16 protein-coding genes and 2 pseudogenes are annotated in these 18331 nt (G+C 62.2%); 8 read left to right on the top strand and 10 right to left on the bottom strand.

All coding sequences use genetic code 11. The features are described 5' to 3' along the window. Positions 1–2 precede the first annotated feature (2 nt). The 5 genes from AC1DOX_RS24090 (at position 3) to AC1DOX_RS24070 (ending at position 4639) form a co-directional block, all read left to right on the top strand. Positions 3–830 (top strand): fused MFS/spermidine synthase, encoded by an 828-nt coding sequence (locus tag AC1DOX_RS24090; RefSeq protein WP_441621879.1) that lies wholly within the window; start codon positions 3–5, stop codon positions 828–830. 45 nt (positions 831–875) lie between these two features. Beyond that, a complete protein-coding gene (locus AC1DOX_RS24085) occupies positions 876–2027 on the top strand; it encodes a DUF1275 domain-containing transporter (protein ID WP_441621877.1) in 1152 nt (383 codons plus the stop codon). Positions 2028–2111: 84 nt separating this feature from the next. Beyond that, positions 2112–4037 carry an RNA polymerase sigma factor RpoD gene (rpoD, locus tag AC1DOX_RS24080; protein WP_441621875.1) on the top strand — a complete coding sequence of 642 codons (1926 nt, stop codon included), beginning with the start codon at positions 2112–2114 and terminating at the stop codon, positions 4035–4037. After that, positions 4034–4201, top strand: a complete 168-nt coding sequence (locus AC1DOX_RS24075) for a hypothetical protein (protein ID WP_441621873.1) — start codon at positions 4034–4036, stop codon at positions 4199–4201. The genes rpoD and AC1DOX_RS24075 overlap by 4 nt, the downstream gene beginning before the upstream one ends. 24 nt (positions 4202–4225) lie before the next feature. Next, entirely contained in the window at positions 4226–4639 is a 414-nt protein-coding gene (locus AC1DOX_RS24070) for a YkgJ family cysteine cluster protein (RefSeq protein ID WP_441621871.1), read from the top strand. 1261 nt (positions 4640–5900) lie between these two features. Here the strand turns inward: AC1DOX_RS24070 and AC1DOX_RS24065 are convergent. Then, positions 5901–6996: pseudogene (locus AC1DOX_RS24065) on the bottom strand (IS30 family transposase). 122 nt (positions 6997–7118) lie between these two features. On the opposite strand from AC1DOX_RS24065, the gene AC1DOX_RS24060 reads away from it, so the two are divergent. From AC1DOX_RS24060 to AC1DOX_RS24050, 3 genes and pseudogenes are all read left to right on the top strand, one after another. After that, the gene (locus AC1DOX_RS24060; RefSeq protein ID WP_441621869.1) at positions 7119–7334 is read left to right on the top strand and encodes a hypothetical protein; all 216 of its coding nucleotides are present in this window, start codon (positions 7119–7121) and stop codon (positions 7332–7334) included. A 40-nt stretch (positions 7335–7374) separates the two neighbouring features. Continuing rightward, positions 7375–7536 (top strand): annotated as a pseudogene (locus AC1DOX_RS24055) (IS3 family transposase); the annotation flags it as partial. 568 nt (positions 7537–8104) lie between these two features. Further along, positions 8105–8461: a DUF1036 domain-containing protein gene (locus AC1DOX_RS24050; protein WP_441621867.1), complete on the top strand. Its 357-nt coding sequence runs from the start codon at positions 8105–8107 to the stop codon at positions 8459–8461. Between the two features lie 763 nt (positions 8462–9224). Here AC1DOX_RS24050 and scpA read toward each other — a convergent pair. The 9 genes from scpA to AC1DOX_RS24005 form a co-directional block, all read right to left on the bottom strand. Then, entirely contained in the window at positions 9225–11351 is a 2127-nt protein-coding gene (scpA, locus tag AC1DOX_RS24045; RefSeq protein WP_441621961.1) for a methylmalonyl-CoA mutase, read from the bottom strand. Between the two features lie 20 nt (positions 11352–11371). Beyond that, the gene (locus tag AC1DOX_RS24040) at positions 11372–12226 is read right to left on the bottom strand and encodes a Pnap_2097 family protein (RefSeq protein ID WP_441621865.1); all 855 of its coding nucleotides are present in this window, start codon (positions 12224–12226) and stop codon (positions 11372–11374) included. Next, on the bottom strand, positions 12210–13493 hold the full coding sequence (locus AC1DOX_RS24035; RefSeq protein ID WP_441621863.1) for an MSMEG_0569 family flavin-dependent oxidoreductase: 1284 nt from the start codon (positions 13491–13493) through the stop codon (positions 12210–12212). The genes AC1DOX_RS24040 and AC1DOX_RS24035 overlap by 17 nt, the downstream gene beginning before the upstream one ends. Positions 13494–13561: 68 nt before the next feature. Further along, positions 13562–13849: an MSMEG_0570 family nitrogen starvation response protein gene (locus AC1DOX_RS24030; RefSeq protein ID WP_441621861.1), complete on the bottom strand. Its 288-nt coding sequence runs from the start codon at positions 13847–13849 to the stop codon at positions 13562–13564. 3 nt (positions 13850–13852) lie between these two features. Continuing rightward, positions 13853–14869 (bottom strand): sll0787 family AIR synthase-like protein, encoded by a 1017-nt coding sequence (locus AC1DOX_RS24025; protein ID WP_441621859.1) that lies wholly within the window; start codon positions 14867–14869, stop codon positions 13853–13855. Further along, positions 14866–15420 carry an MSMEG_0567/Sll0786 family nitrogen starvation N-acetyltransferase gene (locus AC1DOX_RS24020; protein ID WP_441621857.1) on the bottom strand — a complete coding sequence of 185 codons (555 nt, stop codon included), beginning with the start codon at positions 15418–15420 and terminating at the stop codon, positions 14866–14868. The genes AC1DOX_RS24025 and AC1DOX_RS24020 overlap by 4 nt, the downstream gene beginning before the upstream one ends. Then, positions 15417–16496: an MSMEG_0568 family radical SAM protein gene (locus AC1DOX_RS24015; protein ID WP_441621855.1), complete on the bottom strand. Its 1080-nt coding sequence runs from the start codon at positions 16494–16496 to the stop codon at positions 15417–15419. The genes AC1DOX_RS24020 and AC1DOX_RS24015 overlap by 4 nt, the downstream gene beginning before the upstream one ends. Then, positions 16489–17514, bottom strand: a complete 1026-nt coding sequence (locus AC1DOX_RS24010) for a Nit6803 family nitrilase (RefSeq protein WP_441621853.1) — start codon at positions 17512–17514, stop codon at positions 16489–16491. Before AC1DOX_RS24010 ends, AC1DOX_RS24015 begins: the two co-directional genes overlap by 8 nt. 21 nt (positions 17515–17535) lie before the next feature. Then, on the bottom strand, positions 17536–18018 hold the full coding sequence (locus AC1DOX_RS24005; protein WP_441621851.1) for an MSMEG_0572/Sll0783 family nitrogen starvation response protein: 483 nt from the start codon (positions 18016–18018) through the stop codon (positions 17536–17538). Positions 18019–18331 lie beyond the last annotated feature (313 nt).

Below are 18331 nucleotides of genomic sequence, written 5' to 3'. Positions count from 1 at the left end.
AGATGCGAGCCGACCGCTCCTCGTTTGAGGCTTATCTGAAATTTCTTGCTGAGTCGACCAACGACGGCACGCCCCAGGTGTTGGAAACCCAAAACGCGTTGTCGCTGCATTTCGACGCGCTCGCCACGCAAAGCCTCATGTCGCGCAAGGATCCCGACAAGCTCGTGTTGGGCTATACCCGCACGATGATGGGATTCCTGCTATTTCACCCGACGCCCACCAGGATCTCGATGATTGGCCTGGGTGGGGGCTCGCTTGCCAAATACTGCTACCGGCATCTGCCCAACGCCAAGATCGTGGCAATTGAAATCAATCCGGCAGTCATCGCCCTGCGCGAACAGTTCCAGATCCCGGAGGACGAACGACTCGAAATCGTCTGCGCGGATGGCGCTGAATATGTTGCGAGCCAGAATGCGCGACCGGACGTCATCCTGGTGGACGGATTTCTGGCCGACGGCATGCCGGTACAGTTGGGCACTGCGGACTTCTATGCCGACTGTCACGCACGCCTGGCCGATACCGGCGTGCTGGTAGCGAATTTTCTCGAAAGCGATCCGGATATTCCGCTCTATCTGGAGGAAGTCAGCGCCGTGTTCGGAAAATCGATGTCGATTTCCCTGTCCGAAGACAGTTGCAACTACACGCTGTTTGCCTGGAAAGGGACGCACGAGCTGCCCTCTCTGGAAGCGCTGATAGCGCGTGCGCGCATCCTGGAAACGGTGCACTCGCTGAAACTGGCTGCGGCCGCCCGCCGCCTGAAGCGCGGTGAGCAGCTTGCATCGAACCGTGCCTCCTGGCCCAAGCCCGCAAGATCGAAGATCCGGTATTGACACCGCCCCCCGCCCCCCGCCCCCAGGCCTCCTCTCAACGCGACCATGTCAATCCTGTACTTGCGTAAGCTGACTGGGAAGGAGCGCAATCCCGGAACCAATCAGCAACTCGCCCGCTACCTGGCCTTTGTTGCAGGGGCGACCAACGCGGGTGGCTTCCTGGCTGTACAGCAGTACACCTCGCACATGTCGGGGATCGTGTCCGCCATGGCCGACAACCTGGCGCTTGGCAGTTTCTGGCTGATGCTGGACGGCCTTGGCGCCCTGCTGTCGTTTCTGGCAGGCGCTGCCTGCTCAGCGGTGCTGATCAACTGGGCCCGGCGCGAGCGGCTGCATAGCGAATACGCCTTGCCGCTCATGCTGGAAGCCGCGCTGTTGGTATGTTTTGGCCTGCTGGGAAGCAAGCTCGAGCACCATGAATGGTTGTTCGTGCCAGCAACCGTCATGGTGCTCTGTTTCATCATGGGCTTACAAAATGCCATCGTCACCAAGCTGTCGAATGCCGAGATCCGCACCACGCATGTGACCGGCATGGTCACCGATATCGGCATCGAACTAGGCAAGCTGTTTTATTGGAACCTGTCCAGGGCCGAGTCGAGCAAGCCACTGGTGCTCGCCAATCGGCACAAACTACGGGTACTCACTACGCTCGTCGCATTGTTCTTTGCCGGTGGCGTCGTTGGCGCCTTGGGGTTCAAGCACGTCGGGTTCAGCGCCACGCTCGTGCTCGCAACCCTGCTGCTCGCCCTCGCTGCCGTCCCGGTGCTGGACGATGTGCGTCAGCACTTGTGGCGCCGGGACCTGCTGCCACACCTGATCGCACGTTCTCGGCGTTGGGCTCGCGCAGTCAAGGAAGATGTGTACGCGGTGTGGCTGGCCGCGCAAGATCCCCGCACGCCATGGTATGCGAAAGCACTGGCCGTGCTGGTCGCCGCTTATGCCTTGTCGCCCATTGATCTGATTCCCGATTTCATTCCGGTGCTCGGCTTTCTGGATGACGTGGTGGTGGTGCCTCTCGGCTTGTTGCTGGCAATTCGGTGGATTCCGGTTGAGGTGATGCGCGAGCATCGCGCGGCGGCTGCGGCGGCCGCCAACCGCCCCGTCAGCCGCGTTGCGGCGCTGGTGATCCTGGCGCTCTGGGCCATTGCCTCGGTGTTGGCATCGGTCTGGCTCGCACGGCATCTCGCCAGGCGGTGAGATACCTGAAACGACGGCCAGATCAAGCGCAGCTATCGGCCATTCCCACTGCCAAGTCACGGTTGAACTGCCCTCGGGGTAGAAATGATGCCCTTTGCGAATGCGCCAAGCGGAAGCAAGGCGCAGAACCGCGCGGCAAGCGCGCATGAGATGAGTGAGAACCTACGTACGAACCTGCTTGCACTAATTGCGCTTGGCAAAGAGCGCGGTTTTCTCACGCGTGGCGAGTTGAGCGATCAGCTTCCGGATTACGAGGACACGTCCGGCATTCTCGACCGGACGTTGCCAATGTTGGCCGATCTCGGCATCGAGGTCGTCGACCGGGCACCAACGGACTTTGCAACATGGCTGAATCAGGATGCGGCACGCTCCGCGAATGATGAGGACGCCGCAGAGGAAGCCGCTGCGGTTATCACGCAAAGCGACGGTCGACTGACTCGCACGACCGATCCCACGCAGATGTACCTGCGAGAGATCGGCGCGATTCCCCTCCTGACGCGCGAGGAGGAGGTGACCATTGCCCGGCGAATCGAGGATGCGTTGGCGGAAATGATGGCGGCGATGGCGGCGTGCCCCGCAGTGGTTTCCGAACTCTTGACGATGGCCGACCGGGTTGCATGCGACGAGATGGCGTTTGATGACCTGGTCGACCATATTGTTGAGCTGCCTGCCGAGGCAGGCAGCAGCCGGCTACCCGAGGCGCAGGCGCAGGCGCAAACCGATACTAATCCGGAGGATGACGAAACAGGCCTCGAGGATCCCGTGCCGACCACGTCTTCTGAGCGCGCACCGGTGCGGTGGAGGGGCATTGCCGTTGAAAAATTCGACGCGATCCGGTGCCGAGCTGGTGAGCTTGCGAGTGTCGCGCGCTGCCCAGAGCCCGATCCCCTCCTGTATTTCAGGGTGCTGGCCGCCATCCAATATGAGCTTGCGGCATTTCGCTTTAGCCCGCCTGCCATTGCGGCGCTCACGCAGATTCTTGAAGCGTTGATCGAGGAGGTTCGTCAAACAGAGCGCCGCATCGCCAAGATATTGATCGACCAGTGCGGCATCACGCGCGAAGTATTTTTAGAGCAATTCAGAGATCAAGCCCGAAATCTTGACTGGATGACCGCACTCGTGGCTGAGAACTCTGCCATCCGTGCTCAGCTGATCAGGTGGACGCCGGAAGTGCGAGCGCTTCAGCAACATTTGCGTGCGATGGAAATACGGGCCGCAATGCCACTTGGCGCTCTGCGGGAAACCGCCAAGCAGGTCGCGAAGGCAAAGACGAAGGCCCAGCAAGCCAGGACTGAGATGATCGAGGCCAACCTCCGCCTGGTGGTCTCCATCGCCAAGAAATATCAGTATCGTGGCTTGCCGTTGCCGGATCTCATCCAAGAGGGAAATATCGGATTAATGCGCGCAGTGGACAAATTCGATCACCGACGCGGCTACAAGTTCTCAACCTACGCAACGTGGTGGATTCGGCAGGCGGTCATACGTGCCATCGCCGATAAGGCGCCCGCCATCCGCATCCCAATGCATCTTGTCGAGACGATTGGCAAGATCAACCGGCATACACGCGATATTTTCAGGGAAACAGGCGCCGCGCCAACGCCGCCCATGCTGGCCGCACGCATGGCGATGAGCGAGAAGCAGATCAAATCCATCCTGAATGTCGTCAAGCAACCGATCTCGCTGGAGATCCCATTGGGCGAAAGCGGGGATGCCCTACTTGGCGACACCTTGGCTGATGAGGTCACGATATCCCCAGTGGACGCGGCGATCCAAGCGACGCTCCAACAGGAACTGGAAGCCATTCTGGCAAGGCTAAAACCGCGTGAAGCGAAAATTTTGCGCATGCGCTTTGGCGTAGGGCTGCAGACCGACTACACGCTTGATGAAATTGGTGCGCAGTTCGGCCTGACGCGCGAGCGCATCCGCCAACTGGAATCCCAGGCATTGCGAAAGCTGCGCAAACCTGAGTTGACGGCACGGCTCGATGCCTTCGCGGAGGGAAAAACATGAGCGAAGAACAGCATCACCGTGCCGTTGATCTGATCCACCTGCTCTACGCCGCACTGGTCGGCTTGGTGACGCCCGGCGGAGGCAAGGAAGCCCGTGAGCTTGCCGAGAGCGCTATGCAAGAGGCGTCTGAGTTCCTCGGGCTACCGCCGGGGAACGGTAGTTGAACAAGAGCGCGGCGCCCAGTCGGGATGAGCGTAGTGCGCAACCTCTGCGGTCTCGGCTCGCCCTTGGCCAACTGTCCGCTACCTGTACCAATGAATAGCCAAAAGATCAGATTTCTTCGTTCACGAATTCCCACATTCGAGTGCACCCCTGGATGTCATGACTGTTGTGGGCCCGTGACAACCTCAACGGAAGAGATGTCGAGGCTTCCCGCTAAGAGCGATGCCGAGCATGAGATTGCGTTGGCAAACCTAAGTTGCCCTCATCTTGATACCAAGGGATGCAGCGTGTATGCGGAGCGCCCGTTGATTTGTCGCTTGTTTGGCACAACCCCAAGGCTTGCCTGCCCGAACGGAAATCGGCCGGACAAAATGATCGATCTCGACATTGAACAAGAGATACAGCGCTTCTTTGTAGAGACACGTCACGTGCTGGTCTGAGCCAAGAGGCCACAGGCGGAACAACAGAGCGCAGACAATTCTCTATCGTAAGGCCGTCTCGTGCAGGCGAGCCAACGCTGGCGGCCGGCAATGCCGGCGGTATCTGAGCCCCGGACTCCAGATCAATTGGGTACTGGATGAGATCGGGCGAGAGTCTGTCGCGATTACTTTGCGGCGCGCGTCGGCAATCCATCATATTGGGACCGCCCCGACGCCACACCGGTGCATTTTCGGAAGATTCTTAGCCCGGCCTCACTTGCGCTTACACAAGTCAGCAGCAATCGGGGGTTCCGCCCGCGCGCAAATCTCCCATACTGTGAGTGAGCCACCGGCCCTCGGCGGCCGCGTGCGCGGCCAGGCCATGACCCTCGGCAACGCGAAGGAGCACAGATCGACATGCCTACCTATGAAGAAGGACGCTTGGCGGCCATCGCAGTCAGGCTGGCGCTGTCCTCTGGACTTCCCCCTGCGAATGCGAAAGCCGCACTGGATCTGGCGAGCAGCATGATCGGCGATCAGTTGGCAGCGACGCCTGCTCAAGACAAGGAGCTTTGTATATCGTCTGTGGCCCGCGACCCTCTCGGCGGCGCCCGGAATCGGGAAGTATCCAGTTCAGACCGGTTGTAGAGAAAGCCGAGCCGGTCTGCGGCCTTGTAGAAGCGCTGGCGCATCAGGTCCGCCCAGCATGCACGTCGCGAAGCTGGCATCGTAGTCTTTGCCGCCGCGCATCTCGCGTACACAGTTCACAACGCACTCGGCCCGATCTGGGAAATGCGCCTGCTGCCATTCTTCAAACAGCGGGCGCACTTCCCAGGGCATTCGCAGCACGATGTAGTTCGCGTAGAGAGCGCCACCTTTGCGCGGCGGTCTCCCCGCTCCAGGTCCGGCTCCGTGACGAACAGAATGACCGGTGCCACGCTCACTTCTACCCGGTATCTATCCGCCGTGGTATCTGCCGGGTTGCACCATCTGGGCTCGCCTGTTTGCAGTAGATCAGGCATCTCAAGGTCGGGCTGCGGCGCAGGCGTAGACCGTTCTAAAGGTGTCACCGTTGCGTCAACTCGCGCGCGCGACTTGCCGAGAGCCTGTGCTCCCGCTGAGTAAGGTCCCACGACGGCAAGGGCCGGTCAGAGCGGACTTCGATGACTTTCCGCGTTTTGGCTCGGAGCACGCATGCAAAGTCGATCTGGGCGATTGAGGACCTTGACTGACTGCGGACCCTAGCCTCCCGAAAACGAATGTCTGGTGCTCCACTGAGGATTCAACCGGTCAACGCAACGGATTGATGGAATCGTTCAGCCGGTGTATCGAAGTCTAGTGCTCATTGAGCCGCCTCGCTACGGCGTTGAGCTTGGCTTGCGAATAGACAGCGAAATCGGTCCCTTTGGGGAAGTACTGTCTCAGAAGGCCGTTTTTGTTTTCGTTTGAGCCGCGTTGCCACGGATGCTGAGGATCGCAGAAGTGGACCTTGATGTCCGTGGCCACGCTGAAACGCTTGTGTTCCGCCATCTCGGATCCCCGATCCCAGGTGATTTGTAGAGTTCCTGCGGCAATTTGCACGCATGCTTGATGAGTGCATTGACGACCGTCTCGCTGTCCTTGCTGGCAATCTTCACAAGCATAAGATAGCGCGTCTGGCGTTCGACAAGCGTCACGATCTGGCTGCTCCCGCTACCACACAGCAGGTCGCCTTCCCAATGACCGGGTATTGTGCGGTCCTCGGCCGTGGCAGGCCGCTCACCGATCGACACCGTGTCACAAATCCTGCCGTGGTCGTCCGTCTTTTGTGTGTGATGGCGCGATCGACGAATGGCTCGTGAGCGCCGCAAGTGCTCCAGCAACTCCTTTTTTAGCACGCCGCGGGCCTGTATGTAGAGGCTACGATAGATAGTCTCGTGTGACACCTTGTAGTCCTTGTTGACCGCATATGCATGCTTGAGCCAACCAGCAATCTGCTCAGGAGACCACAGCATCCGCAGCTTGTCCGACACCACCCGCGCCAGCACTCGGTTCCTGACCAGCTTACATACTCTTGGGCGACGGGCCCGCTCCCAGGCAAGCTGGTCAGCCCGATTCGCCCGATAGCCCTGGCCTCCACCGTTGCGCGCGAGCTCCCGACTGATGGTAGAAGGCGCGCGTCCGAGCCGGGCCGCTATTGAACGGATCGAGAGACCAGCAACCAATGAGCGCGATATCTCCTCTCGCTCGGGGAGCGTCAACGCCAACCTGGAGCGGTGTCGTTGCGCTGGTTGAATACCGCCGGTTTCCGCCAGAATCCGTGGTACGGATGAATGATTACGATCGAAAAGTTGGGCGATATGCTGAAGAGATTTTCCCTTCTGCCAACGCTCCCACATCAGCGCCTTCTGGCTTTCCGTGTAGTAGATACGCTGCCTTTAATGAGCAAGATGGTCAGCCTGACCGAAACAACCCGATCAGCAAACGCTGATCGGGTTGTTTCCTTTTCGGAGAGATCATCATGGGCACCGCAACGTTGATCGGGATCGATCTGGGCAAGCACTGCTTTTTCCTGCACGCACAGGATCGCCGCGGCCACGAGGTCTGGCGCAAGAAGCTAACACGAGCCAGGCTCCTGGCGCTGCTGGCCAATTGCCCGGCGGCAGGCCGACCTGGACAACATGGCCAGGTCGTCTTCGAAGCAGCGCCTCAAGCGTCTATATTCCGCCCGGCGTGACGCGCTCGGCCTTACCCGGCCTTTTGCTCGGGGTTACGGGACGGCCGAAGGGTGGCCGTATGTCGCCGCGGTGATGGACTGTATTGTTGGCTGGTCGATGCAAGCCACAATGACCTCACGGTTGGTGACCGATGCCCGAATGATCGCGCTACACCGGCGAGCCCCCCCGCGACGTCCTAATCACTCTGACCAAGGCAGCGAGATTGTCATCCAGTTCGCGTCGCACCTAGTCCGCCATCAGGCTTGCTGATTGCCTATCTTCGGTGGTGGATTCGATCGTGCCCCCCTTCTGAGAGCACTACTGTTACATAAATGTAACATTATAGAAGCCACGTATTTCTCAAGTTAGTTCGAGTTACTTGCCTAATTCCGGTAGCTGGATACATTGAAGAAGTTCATAACTGTTGCATGGTAATAGACGGTAAAGCTTTAAAGAGCTTTGCTTTGCTTCGCTTACTGTTAACGTAACGGGATGCTGCAAAGCGGAGTTCCGGCGAAATTAGATCGGAACTTATAACGCTCCCGTTTACTAGATTCAACTCGCTTCCGCGAACAAAAGGTGACTTATGGCGATGCCTAAGGATACAGATGATCGCGTGCCTAAGCCGGTTCCTCGTGGCGACACAACGGCGCCCCGTGGCAAAGCCGGTCACGCTCTCCAACGCTCCGGAGATCAGGGCTCCCGCCAGCAGGGCAGCGAGGATACCGCGTATCCGACGGGTCCAGCTGTAAGGCGGCAGCCCCACCAAAGTTCTCAAGGAGATTGAATCATGTTGAGATTCTGTAACTCTCATCCGGTTCGCATCTGGACCGCGATAAGTTTCTACAGTCCCGAGGACTGCGGCGGCGAAGGCGGCAACTGGCAGAATATCGGGTGGTACCCGGTCGACTCCGGACAGTGCAAGGTGGTCTACCGCAATGACCTGGCTGACCTCAATCGATTCTGGTACTTTTTCGCCGTGGCCGACGATGGGGCCGAATGGCGAGGTGACTTTCCGACTTTTGTGAAGAATCCGGAGGCTTTTAACCTCTGCGACGGGATCGGAACTACGGCGCTGCAGCGAATTGGCTTCAGGGAACTCGATGTTGGAGACAGCGACGATTTCACACTTACATTTGTGACTTGACTCGTTATCCCAATCGAGTCCAATCGAGCCAGCTTGGGCTTTTTTCCGACCAGCGGCAGTCGTTCGCCACACGGTCAGTCATACGGTCATTCGAGCGGCTGCTCCGCATCAAATCTAATACTTGTACCGTTGGGTTGCTGCCGTCTCGGTGGACACCTTGTTAAGGTGCGAAGGTGAAACCGAAGTCATGATTGATGCCATTCACGAACTTTGAAACGTATTGGCACTCGCTACGGGGCGCCGCTCAATCGCCCTTCTATATCGCCAAGTTGTTTGAGTTCGCTATGGATATAGGGCATGAAGATACCCAGCACGGGGCCCCCCTGCCACGGCGATGAGAACCTGGACATGCAGTGAGCCTATGAGTCGCCTCAGCTCGACCCGCAACTCGGCCTCGGCGCGGGCGGCTGGCGCGGCCGAATGCGCCTCGCGCTCCGAAATCAGGTTCAGATACGGACAGAATGCTCACCTGTCTGAGCTGTAGTATGTAAAACAGGGTTCACGCTTGCTTGGCTCAGTTCTCAAATTTTCTTCACGGCGCGGCCTGGCCCGTCTGCTGCAAGGCAGCTCATTGACCCATTTGGATCAGCAGGCTCGCGGGCTGGTAGCGTAACCAAGGTCCACGCCAGTTCAATCGACCAGCGGGCTCGTCTGCTGCCAGATCCCTGATACCTTGCTCGACCTGACATTCGCAGCCACTGTAGCGGTGTCGGTGCTTTCCTAATTGGGATCGAGGTCCCTTTCATGCTACCAGGCATTCGCGTCACGCCCCATTTTCAACCGCACCGGGCGTTACCCGTTCGTCCTCCGGCATCGTCGCCAACGCCGCCGTGATCGCCATTACGATGGCCGTCACGATCGTCTCCATCGGAGTGCCAGGTCCGAATACGCGCTGCACGCCCGCGTGGCGCAGTTGCCGCATGTGTTGTTCCGGGACAATCCCGCCAAGGAATACCGGCAAGGTACGAGCTTGACCGCGCACCGCATGCAGCACATCCAGCAACGCAGGAACCAGGCCCAAATGCGCGCCGCCGAGCGATGACACCCCCAAAGCATCAAACCCTTCGTTGTGCGCCTTGACCGCAACGGCCTGTGGCGACTGGAACAGCGGCGTCAGCACCACCTCGAATCCCGCATCCGTGAGCGCGCCGGCCACGGCCCGCACGCCACGGTCGTGACCGTCCTGGCCGAGTTTCGCCAACAGCACGCGCGGGGGACGTCCAAGTCGCCTGCATAGGCCGGTCGCTTTGGCACAGGCCGCCGCCCAGGACGGACTTCCCGCACGCGTAGCGCCATATTGCCCGGCCTGGTAAGAGGACGGCTGTTTGTAGCGCGGCCAGACGGCCAGGAGCGCACGGGTGCACTCCCCAACCGTGGCTCGGCAGCGCATAGCGTCCATGGCGAAATCGAGCAGATTGCCCGTTCCGGACCGCGCCGCCACAGCCAGCGCATCGAGCGCTTGCCTCAATGCCGCATCGTCGCGCGTGCGCCGCAGGGCCCCCAGACGGTGCGCCTGCCGGACACGCGTGCTGACGCCATCGACCTCGCTACACGCCTGTGGCTCTGCACCGCCTTGTTCGTACCGGTTCACTCCCACGATGACGTCATCGCCAGCATCGATGCGGGCCTGTTGGTCCAGCGCGCCCCGGTGGATCAGCCGCTGCACCCATCCCCCTTGCAACGCGGCCAGCACACCACCTTGCGCGTCGATCTGTGCCAGCAGGCCGCGCACGCCATCGGCCACTCGCGCGGTCAGCGATTCGACCAGGTAGGAGCCGGCCCAAGGGTCCGCCACGTCGCACAGCCCGAACTCGTGCTGCAACATCAGTTGCGTGTCGCGTGCCAGCCGCGAAGCCTCGGCCCCCGGCAATGCCAACGCCTCGTCGAAGCCGTTCGTATGTAATGACTGCGTGCCACCAAATACCGCTGCCAATGCCTCTACCGTCGTGCGTGCGATATTGTTGCGCGGTTGCTGCGCCGCCAGCGACCAGCCTGATGTCTGGCAGTGCATGCGCATCGCCGTCGCCCGTGCCGAGCTGCCGCCATGCGCACTGACGATCTCGTGCCACAACAGGCGCGCCGCGCGCAGCTTCGCGATCTCGACATAGAACGACTTACCCACGCCGAAGAAGAAACTCAGTCCACCACAAAACTGATCGACGTCGAGGCCACGCGCGCTCAACTGGGCCAGGTAGGTGCGCGCGTTCGCCAGCGTCAGCGCCAGCTCCAGAACCGGGTCCGCGCCAGCTTCCTGGAAGTGATACCCGGAAATCGACATGCCGTGGAAACGAGGCGCGTGCCCGCCCAGCCATTCCACCACGTCGGTCGCAATCCGCAGCGACGGCACGGGCCCATGGATCCAGGCATTGCGGACCATGAACTCCTTGAGAATGTCGTTCTGGATCGTGCCGCGTAGCGCGTGGAACGGCACCCCGCTCTCCTCGGCCGCCACCAGGAAGGCAGCCATCACCGGCAGGACGGCGCCACTCATCGTCATGGACACCGATACCTGGTCGAGCGGAATGCCATCGAACAGTCGGTGCATGTCGTCGACCGAGTCGATGGCCACGCCGGCCATGCCGACGTCCGCCATCGCCGCTTCATCTTCCGACTCGTCCGAATCGTAGCCGCGATGCGTGGGCAGGTCGAACGCCACCGACAATCCCTGCGCGCCCTGCCTCAGCGCCTCGCGATAGGCCAGGTTGGACGCAGTGGCATCAGCAAAGCCGCCATACTGTCGCACCGTCCAAGGCCGCTCACGATACATCGATGCATAGGGCCCACGCACGTAGGGCGCCTCCCCTGGCAGACTGCCAAGGTGGTCGAGGCCCGCAATGTCCGCGGGACCATAGACCGGCTTCAGCTTCCACCGCATGTCCGCGGGGTCCATGGCGTCATCGGCTTCCAGCGTCACCGTTGCCTCCAGCGCTTGCGGGTCACCACATCGGCGATCTTGTCGCCATCGCGCGCCCGACGGATCTCGCACCAGTGTCCTAAATCGGTCTTGTCCACGCGCGCGGCCGCGAAGTTGAGTTCCAGCGATTCGCCCACATTCACGTTGCCGTGAAAGAACAGATCGCGCTCGCACATCACAGGCGGTTCGGGGTCCATGCGCCAATGCCACTCCGCGCGGTCGACCATTGCCTGAAAACTGGCGAAGTAGAGCAGGTCGGCGCCGTTGAAATCTGTATAGGGGCAAGGCAGGAACTCGATCGCATGGGCGGTGGCATGCCGCAACTGCTCCAGCCCAAGGTGCGCGCCCCAATCACCACCACGAAAGCGGCGTGCTAGCGCCGACAGCTGCAGCCCGTCGGCCGCTTGCGGAACGGTCGCGTCCGCCCCCACCGCCATCGGCATGGCACGTATCACCGAGCGGTTGTCCCGCTCGCGCGTGCGGCGGACGAATGTGGAAAGCATCGTCACCCTGGCGCGCAGTGCACCCTGCGACACCAGCACGTGCTCGCTCAGGTATTTGGCACCACCAGCCGGCTTCAGGAATGAATCGATGGTGAAGGCATCGTTCTCGCCGATCGCTTCTAGCGACGCTTCGCGGATACGGATGGCGGTGAACGCCGCATAGACGCGATGTCCGTCGGCATCGCGAAAGTCTGGCACCGCCTGTCCGGCGATGCCGGCGAGCTGTTGCCAGTGCCGGTCCCCGCAGGTCTTCCACAGCCAGTTCTCGGACAGGCCGGTGTAGGAAAGCGCGGGCATGCCCGCGACGAAGTGCGAACGGGCGGCTTCCATGTCAGGCAGCCAGTGCATCCCGCCGGCTTTCCGACGCGATCAGGTCGGCAAGATATGCCGCGTCACGTGCGATGCCGGAGAAGCGCCCCGAGCCCCAGGTATGCAGCCAGGGCAGCCCAAGGAAATACAGACCCGGCTGCGTCGTGACTCCACGTTCATGGCCCGGATAGCCGCGTCCATTGAATACCGGCACTTCGAGCCAGCTGAAATCGGGTCGGAATCCGATTGACCAGATGATGCTGCCGATGCCTGCGGCAACCGGGTCGACGCCGTCGCGCTCCCCCGCCGGCGTCCAGACGGGGCTGTAGACGCTCGCCGGCGGGGCATCGATGCCACGCTCCGCGATGTACTTGTCGATGCTGGCGTTGATGCGGTTGTACGTGGCGTCGGAATCGTCAAGCGCCTCGCGCAGGTTTGGAGCAAAGCGCAGCAGGCCCTCGCGGTAATCCTCAAGCACGCCGTACAGCTCCATCCCCTCGCTAGCAAACCTGCGCAGGTCGATATCGCGCCCGCCGTCGCGGCCGGTCACGTAGTGATTGGTGTTGTCGCGCACGCCTTCGCGCAGCGGATGCTCCGTTACCGGCAAGTCGTAGTACTTCATGTCGGCCAGCCAGTCCACTACGTCGCGTCCGCGGTAGAAACGCGCGCAGCGCGGCGCCTCGCCAACGGCCAGGTAGACCTTGCGCCCGGCCAGATGCAGATCCTCGGCGATCTGGGCGCCGGACTGGCCTGACCCGACCACCAGCACCGCACCCTCGGGCAGAGACTCCGGATTGCGGTAATCGGCAGACTGGATCTGCGCGATGCTGTCCGGCAGCCGCTCCGCCATGCGCGGCATGATCGGCACGTGATAGCCACCCGAGGCCACCACCACCTGGTCCGCCGTGAACGTGCCATTGCTGGTGACGACGGTGTAGCCGCCCTGCGCGTGGCGTTTGACGCTGCGCACTTCGGTATGCTCGCGCACCGGCGGCGCCACCTTCTCGATAAAGGCGTCCAGATACGCGATGATCTCGTCGCGCTTCATGAAGCCGTGTGGATCGCTGCCGGCATAGGGGTGTCCGGGCAGCGCGCACTGCCAGTTCGGTGTGACCAGGCAGAACGCGTCCCAGCGTTGCGTGCGCCAGGTATGGGTCATGGTGTGCTTTTCGAGCACGAGGTGCTCGATGCCCGCGCGTTGCAGGTAATAGCTGATCGACAAGCCGGCCTGGCCGCCGCCTATCACGATCACGGGAAGGTGTTGGGGCTCGGTGTCGGTGTGGGTGGCATTGCTGTGGTCTGACATGATGAATGTTTCCTTCGAGGGAATGCAGGGGGCGCGGCGTATGCCCCGCGGTATGGCCTTGCTAGGCCCTAGCGACTGAAGCCGAGAACTTCGACGGATGCATCGGGCTGGCCGTCAAAGCGCCTCGCATCCCTCTCGATCGCTCTTGACTGGTCCTGTGCGGCCGAGCATGCGTAGCCGTACTTCCTGGCTACGCGCTCGGAAGCCTCACCGAGCGCGCGGCGTGCCCGCGCCACGAACTCAGGCAGTGCGTAGACGACGCCCACCTCGAAGTGCTCGGTCACGATGGAAGATGGCGAGTAATAGCGCACCTCTCGCTGGTCCGACCAGCGAACGTGCAGGTAGGTCACCGGCATGATTCAGCATCCTTGTGCGATGGCGCCGGACAGGTCCGCTTCGGCGGGCTGCGACGGCAAGATGAAAGGCGTCGCGCCGTAGTCCCACACCTCCGCCGATTCGCCCTGGTAGGCGATACGGAGGCGATGCGAGGCGTCGAGCGCGCCAATGTCCGCGCAGGCAATCCCGCGCGCATGGAAGCGGGCGCAAATGTCCGCGGTATGCCTGGTGTCGACCGCCAGTACGAAGCCGTAGCTCGGGAACGCCGCCAGCCAGCGCGACATGGGAACGCCCGGCGGGATCGGTAGCGCATCGAGATCGATCGTGCCGCCCACTCCCGAGCACTCCATCAGCATCAGCGCGGTACCGACTGCTCCGCCCATACTGATGTCCTTGGCTGCTGCGCACAGCCCCTCCTCGGCCAGGACCGGCAACAGTTCCAGATCCCCGCGCAAGCGCCCGGCGGGCGCGTCGGTTGAGGCATTCCAGTACGGATAAGGCTCCATGAACGCGCCGCGCAGGTCGACCGCCATCACAAGCCGTTGCCCCGGGCGCGCCGCAAAGCTGGTCAGCAGGCGTTTCGCGCGGCCAAGGATGGCCACCGCCAGTTGGGCGCCATCGCTGCGGGCGTTACTGTGCCCGCCCACGATGGGTACGCCGTAGGCGGCCGCAGCCGCGGCCATGCCACGCATCACTTCCGCGGCACCGCCGAGGTCTTCGCTCCAGATCGCGTCCACCACCGCTAGTGGTCGCCCCCCCATCGCGTAGATGTCGCTGATGTTGACCATCACGGCGCTGTATCCAGCGAACCACGGCATCGTGCGGAGGAAATCGGCCACCATGCCTTCGATGGCAAACAGCAAGTGGCCGTCGCCATCCGGAATCGCCGCACAGTCGTCGCCCAGCAGGATGCCACGGTCTTCCGCGCGCTGGCTTGCCGGCAAGGCACGGTGCAGGTGGGCCAGCATCCCGGCGATGTCGGTCTTGTGGCCAAATCCCCGACTTTCGCGGAGGCCCCGGGCCAGCTGCGCCGCGTTCATGCGCCCCTCCTGCCGTCAATCTCGAAGCCGGCGAATGGCGTGTGGCACGGCGGGTAGTAGTTCAGTTCAGCCTGCATCAGGTGATGCGGCCGGTCGAGCAGCATCTCCTCGGCCAGGGTGCTCCAGTGCAGTCGGCGGAACAACGGCACGTTCTGGCTCTGCACGTGGGCAAGAAAGCGCTTGCCCCCCAATGCATGAGCACTGCTGACAGCCAGCCGAATCAACGTAGCGCCGATGCGCCCATGGCGCCGGTGCGCCAGCGCCACTGCCAGCCGCGACCCATACCAGACGCCCGGCTCGCTCTCGTGGATGCGCACGGTGCCTACCACCTGCCCGCGATCGCCGGCCCATTCATCGGAAAGCTCCACAGCAACCAGCAGCTGCGCGGCGTCGTCGACGGCGTCGCGATCATCGTCACGAAAGATCCCCTGCTCGGTGCAGAACACTGCCCGACGCAGTGCATAGGCCTGCTCGATCTCCCAGTGGGCCTCCGCCCAGCGCACCTGGTATACGGGAATGGCCGGCACTTCGACACACAGATCGCGGCTCATGTCAGCCCTCCTTCGTAGGCCGACAGGGACGAGCATGCCCCGCACTTGCCGCAGCCGGCCTTGATGTCACCCGACCGCATACCGGCCGCAGTCACCATCTCTCCCAGTGGTGCGAGGATGTCACGCATGAACGCCGGCGTTGGCGCCGGATGGTCCTCCAGCGGCGTGCCGGAGATCGGTACAAATGGCACCACGAACGGGTAGACACCGATGTCCACCAGCTGGCGCGACATTGCCAGGATCGCCTCGGCCGTATCGCCTAGCCCAGCCAGGATGTACGTGCTGACCTGCCCGCGGCCGAACACGCCGACGGCGCTGCGAAAGGCCTCCATATAGCGCGCGATGGGCACCGTGGCCTTGCCGGGCATGACGCGCTCGCGCACGGCGGGCGTGACCACTTCCAGATGCATACCCAGGCTGTCCACGCCTGCAGCGTGCATGCGCGCGAACCATTGATAGTCATCGGGCGGCTCGCATTGCGCCTGGATGGGCAGGTCCACCGCTGCCCGAATGGCGAAGGCACTCTCGCAGAGAATGCTCGCGCCCCGATCGGGCGTAGGTGGCGTACCGGTGGTCAGGACCATGTGCTTCACGCCGTCGAGCAGCACGGCCGCGCGTGCCACCTCCGCAAGCTGCTCCGGCGTTTTCCGCGCGATCGTGCGTCCCGCCGCCAACGACTGGCCGATTGCGCAGAACTTGCAGGTCTTGCGGCGGCTTTCGTAGCGAATGCATGTCTGGAGCACGGTGGTCGCCAGTACGTCGGCGCCATGCAGCGTGGCGATGTGCGAGTAAGGCACGCCTTCCAGGGTCTGCATACCATAGAACCGTGGCGCCTTTGGGAAGCTGATGTCGGCGATCGGAATGGTGCCGCGTCGGAGCGCGCTTCTGCCGCCCGCGTCGGGCGCGGAAGCCACGAAGGGAGAATGCCACGCGCTGCTGGTATGCACCGGCACCATGATCGTCACACCGTCGATAGTCACGGCCTTGTGGTCCGATGGCCCGGCGCCACCACGGCGACTGGCGGCACCTGCAAGTGGAGCTTCCAGACGCAGCCCGACGGATTGAAGTTCAGTCATCAACTGCCGGCTCGAGGCCGACTTCGACTCGTTGGGATGCATGGTTAGAACTCCATGGAAAGGACGAGAGAGACGCGGAGGAATCCCGCATGGCAGACACGGTGCTCGCCGGCCTGTCGTTGATGGTAAGGCTGAGCAATTCGGGGCGCGCGTAATGGCCGACTGAATCCATCATGCGCTTGCGCTTGGTGATCAGCCCCATGTCCAGATCCGCCACGACCATGCCCTCGCCCTCGCGCAATGGCGGCGCCAGGTGCTGCCCCTCGGGGGATACGATCGCTGTATTGCAACCACCGCGCAGCGCCTTCTGCAACGCGGCGTCCGGAGTGATGGAGGCGATCTGCGCATCGGTTAGCCAGCCCGTGGCGTTGACCACGAAGCAGCCTGCCTCCAGCGCGTGGTGACGAATCGTCGCCTCGATCTGATCGGCGAAGATCGGCCCCACCAGCGATCCCGGAAACTGGCTGCAGTGGATTTCCTCGTGCTGGGTCATCAGTGCATAACGCGCCAAGGGGTTGTAGTGCTCCCAGCAGGCCAGCGCGCCGACGCGGCCAATGGCAGTGTCGGCCACCTTCAGGCCCGCGGCATCCCCCTGGCCCCAGATCATGCGTTCGTGGAACGTGGGCGTCAGCTTGCGCCGCTTGACCGCCAGCCGGCCTTCAGTGTCGAAGATCAACTGCGTGTTGTAGAGGCTGCCGTGGTCGCGCTCGTTGACGCCGAGCACGACCACCATGCCGTGCCGGCGCGCCTGCTCTGCCACGGCGTGCGTCACAGGACCGGGTATCGTCACCGCCTGCTCGTACAGGCGCAGATGATCGCTGCCCGATTGCACGGGCGGGCGCACAAAGGAAAAGTATGGGTAGTACGGCACGAAGGTCTCGGGAAAGACGATCAGCTGTACGCCATCGCGCGCGGCACGCTCGATCGCGTCCACGACCTTCGCAAGGGTGCCCTCGCCGCTTTCCAGGTCCGGCGCAATCTGGACGGCCGCGGCACGTACCATTCGTTTTGGTGTCATGACGATACCCCTCGCGTACGCTCAGACGGTCCAGGTGTCGACGATGAGCGCGTTCTCCTTACGGTGAAGCAGCTTCAGGTCGAGCACGTCGAGCGGGTTGATCGGGCGGACGCCCTCGATCAGCGAGGCCTCGCCGTGGCCGTAGAGAGCCTGCAGCGCGAAGCGGCACGCGTAGACCTTGCCGCCTTCGGCCATGAACTTCTTGAGTTGCTTGTTGAAGTTCAGGTGGCCGGGGAATGCTTCGTCACCCAGCGTGGGAAAGCCGCGCTGCAGACCCAGCGTGACGCCGGGCCCGTAGAGCAGGATGCTGGTGTCGAAGCCCTTGCGCTGCAGACGCGTGGCTTGCAGCATGTTCACAAAGCCAATCGAGCCTTCGAAGGCGACCGTGTGGAACGTCACCAGCGCTTTCTCGCCAGGTTCGGCCTTGACGTCCTCGAACACCTTCTCTTCGAAATCGACCAGGTAATCTCCGTCCTTGTGGGCAGGTTTGTTGACTACGGGCATGCTTGGCTCCAGTGCTTGATGGTTGGGAACTGCGGACCGCCATCGAAGGGCGGGCCCGGCCGGGGCTTGCCCCCGACGCACTCCACCGTGTGCAACTGATATGCCATTGACCGGTCCTGGCTATCCGATCAATCCGCGATCAACCAGACGGCACGCAATTGATCGCATCGTTGATCGCATCGCCGCTGTCTTTCCGGCGTCACAGATGCGATCACTGGGGATCTGCGCGCCCACTGAATGCATGCACCGAAACCATGCCGCGCGCATCCGAAAGGCGCATCGGCATGGTGCAATCCGCGCCATGCCGCGGGCG

The organism is Cupriavidus sp. 01L415 (assembly GCF_056400065.1).
Note: the sequence above shows the minus strand (reverse complement) of the source record. Positions and strands in the feature narration are given on the sequence as shown.

Coding starts and splice junctions, on each gene's coding strand:
- AC1DOX_RS24090 (WP_441621879.1), top strand. CDS start 3: ATGCGAGCCGACCGCTCCTCGTTTGAGGCTTATCTGAAATTTCTTGCT.
- AC1DOX_RS24085 (WP_441621877.1), top strand. CDS start 876: ATGTCAATCCTGTACTTGCGTAAGCTGACTGGGAAGGAGCGCAATCCC.
- rpoD (WP_441621875.1), top strand. CDS start 2,112: ATGATGCCCTTTGCGAATGCGCCAAGCGGAAGCAAGGCGCAGAACCGC.
- AC1DOX_RS24075 (WP_441621873.1), top strand. CDS start 4,034: ATGAGCGAAGAACAGCATCACCGTGCCGTTGATCTGATCCACCTGCTC.
- AC1DOX_RS24070 (WP_441621871.1), top strand. CDS start 4,226: ATGAGCGTAGTGCGCAACCTCTGCGGTCTCGGCTCGCCCTTGGCCAAC.
- AC1DOX_RS24060 (WP_441621869.1), top strand. CDS start 7,119: ATGGGCACCGCAACGTTGATCGGGATCGATCTGGGCAAGCACTGCTTT.
- AC1DOX_RS24050 (WP_441621867.1), top strand. CDS start 8,105: ATGTTGAGATTCTGTAACTCTCATCCGGTTCGCATCTGGACCGCGATA.
- scpA (WP_441621961.1), bottom strand. CDS start 11,351: ATGGACCCCGCGGACATGCGGTGGAAGCTGAAGCCGGTCTATGGTCCC.
- AC1DOX_RS24040 (WP_441621865.1), bottom strand. CDS start 12,226: ATGCACTGGCTGCCTGACATGGAAGCCGCCCGTTCGCACTTCGTCGCG.
- AC1DOX_RS24035 (WP_441621863.1), bottom strand. CDS start 13,493: ATGTCAGACCACAGCAATGCCACCCACACCGACACCGAGCCCCAACAC.
- AC1DOX_RS24030 (WP_441621861.1), bottom strand. CDS start 13,849: ATGCCGGTGACCTACCTGCACGTTCGCTGGTCGGACCAGCGAGAGGTG.
- AC1DOX_RS24025 (WP_441621859.1), bottom strand. CDS start 14,869: ATGAACGCGGCGCAGCTGGCCCGGGGCCTCCGCGAAAGTCGGGGATTT.
- AC1DOX_RS24020 (WP_441621857.1), bottom strand. CDS start 15,420: ATGAGCCGCGATCTGTGTGTCGAAGTGCCGGCCATTCCCGTATACCAG.
- AC1DOX_RS24015 (WP_441621855.1), bottom strand. CDS start 16,496: ATGACTGAACTTCAATCCGTCGGGCTGCGTCTGGAAGCTCCACTTGCA.
- AC1DOX_RS24010 (WP_441621853.1), bottom strand. CDS start 17,514: ATGACACCAAAACGAATGGTACGTGCCGCGGCCGTCCAGATTGCGCCG.
- AC1DOX_RS24005 (WP_441621851.1), bottom strand. CDS start 18,018: ATGCCCGTAGTCAACAAACCTGCCCACAAGGACGGAGATTACCTGGTC.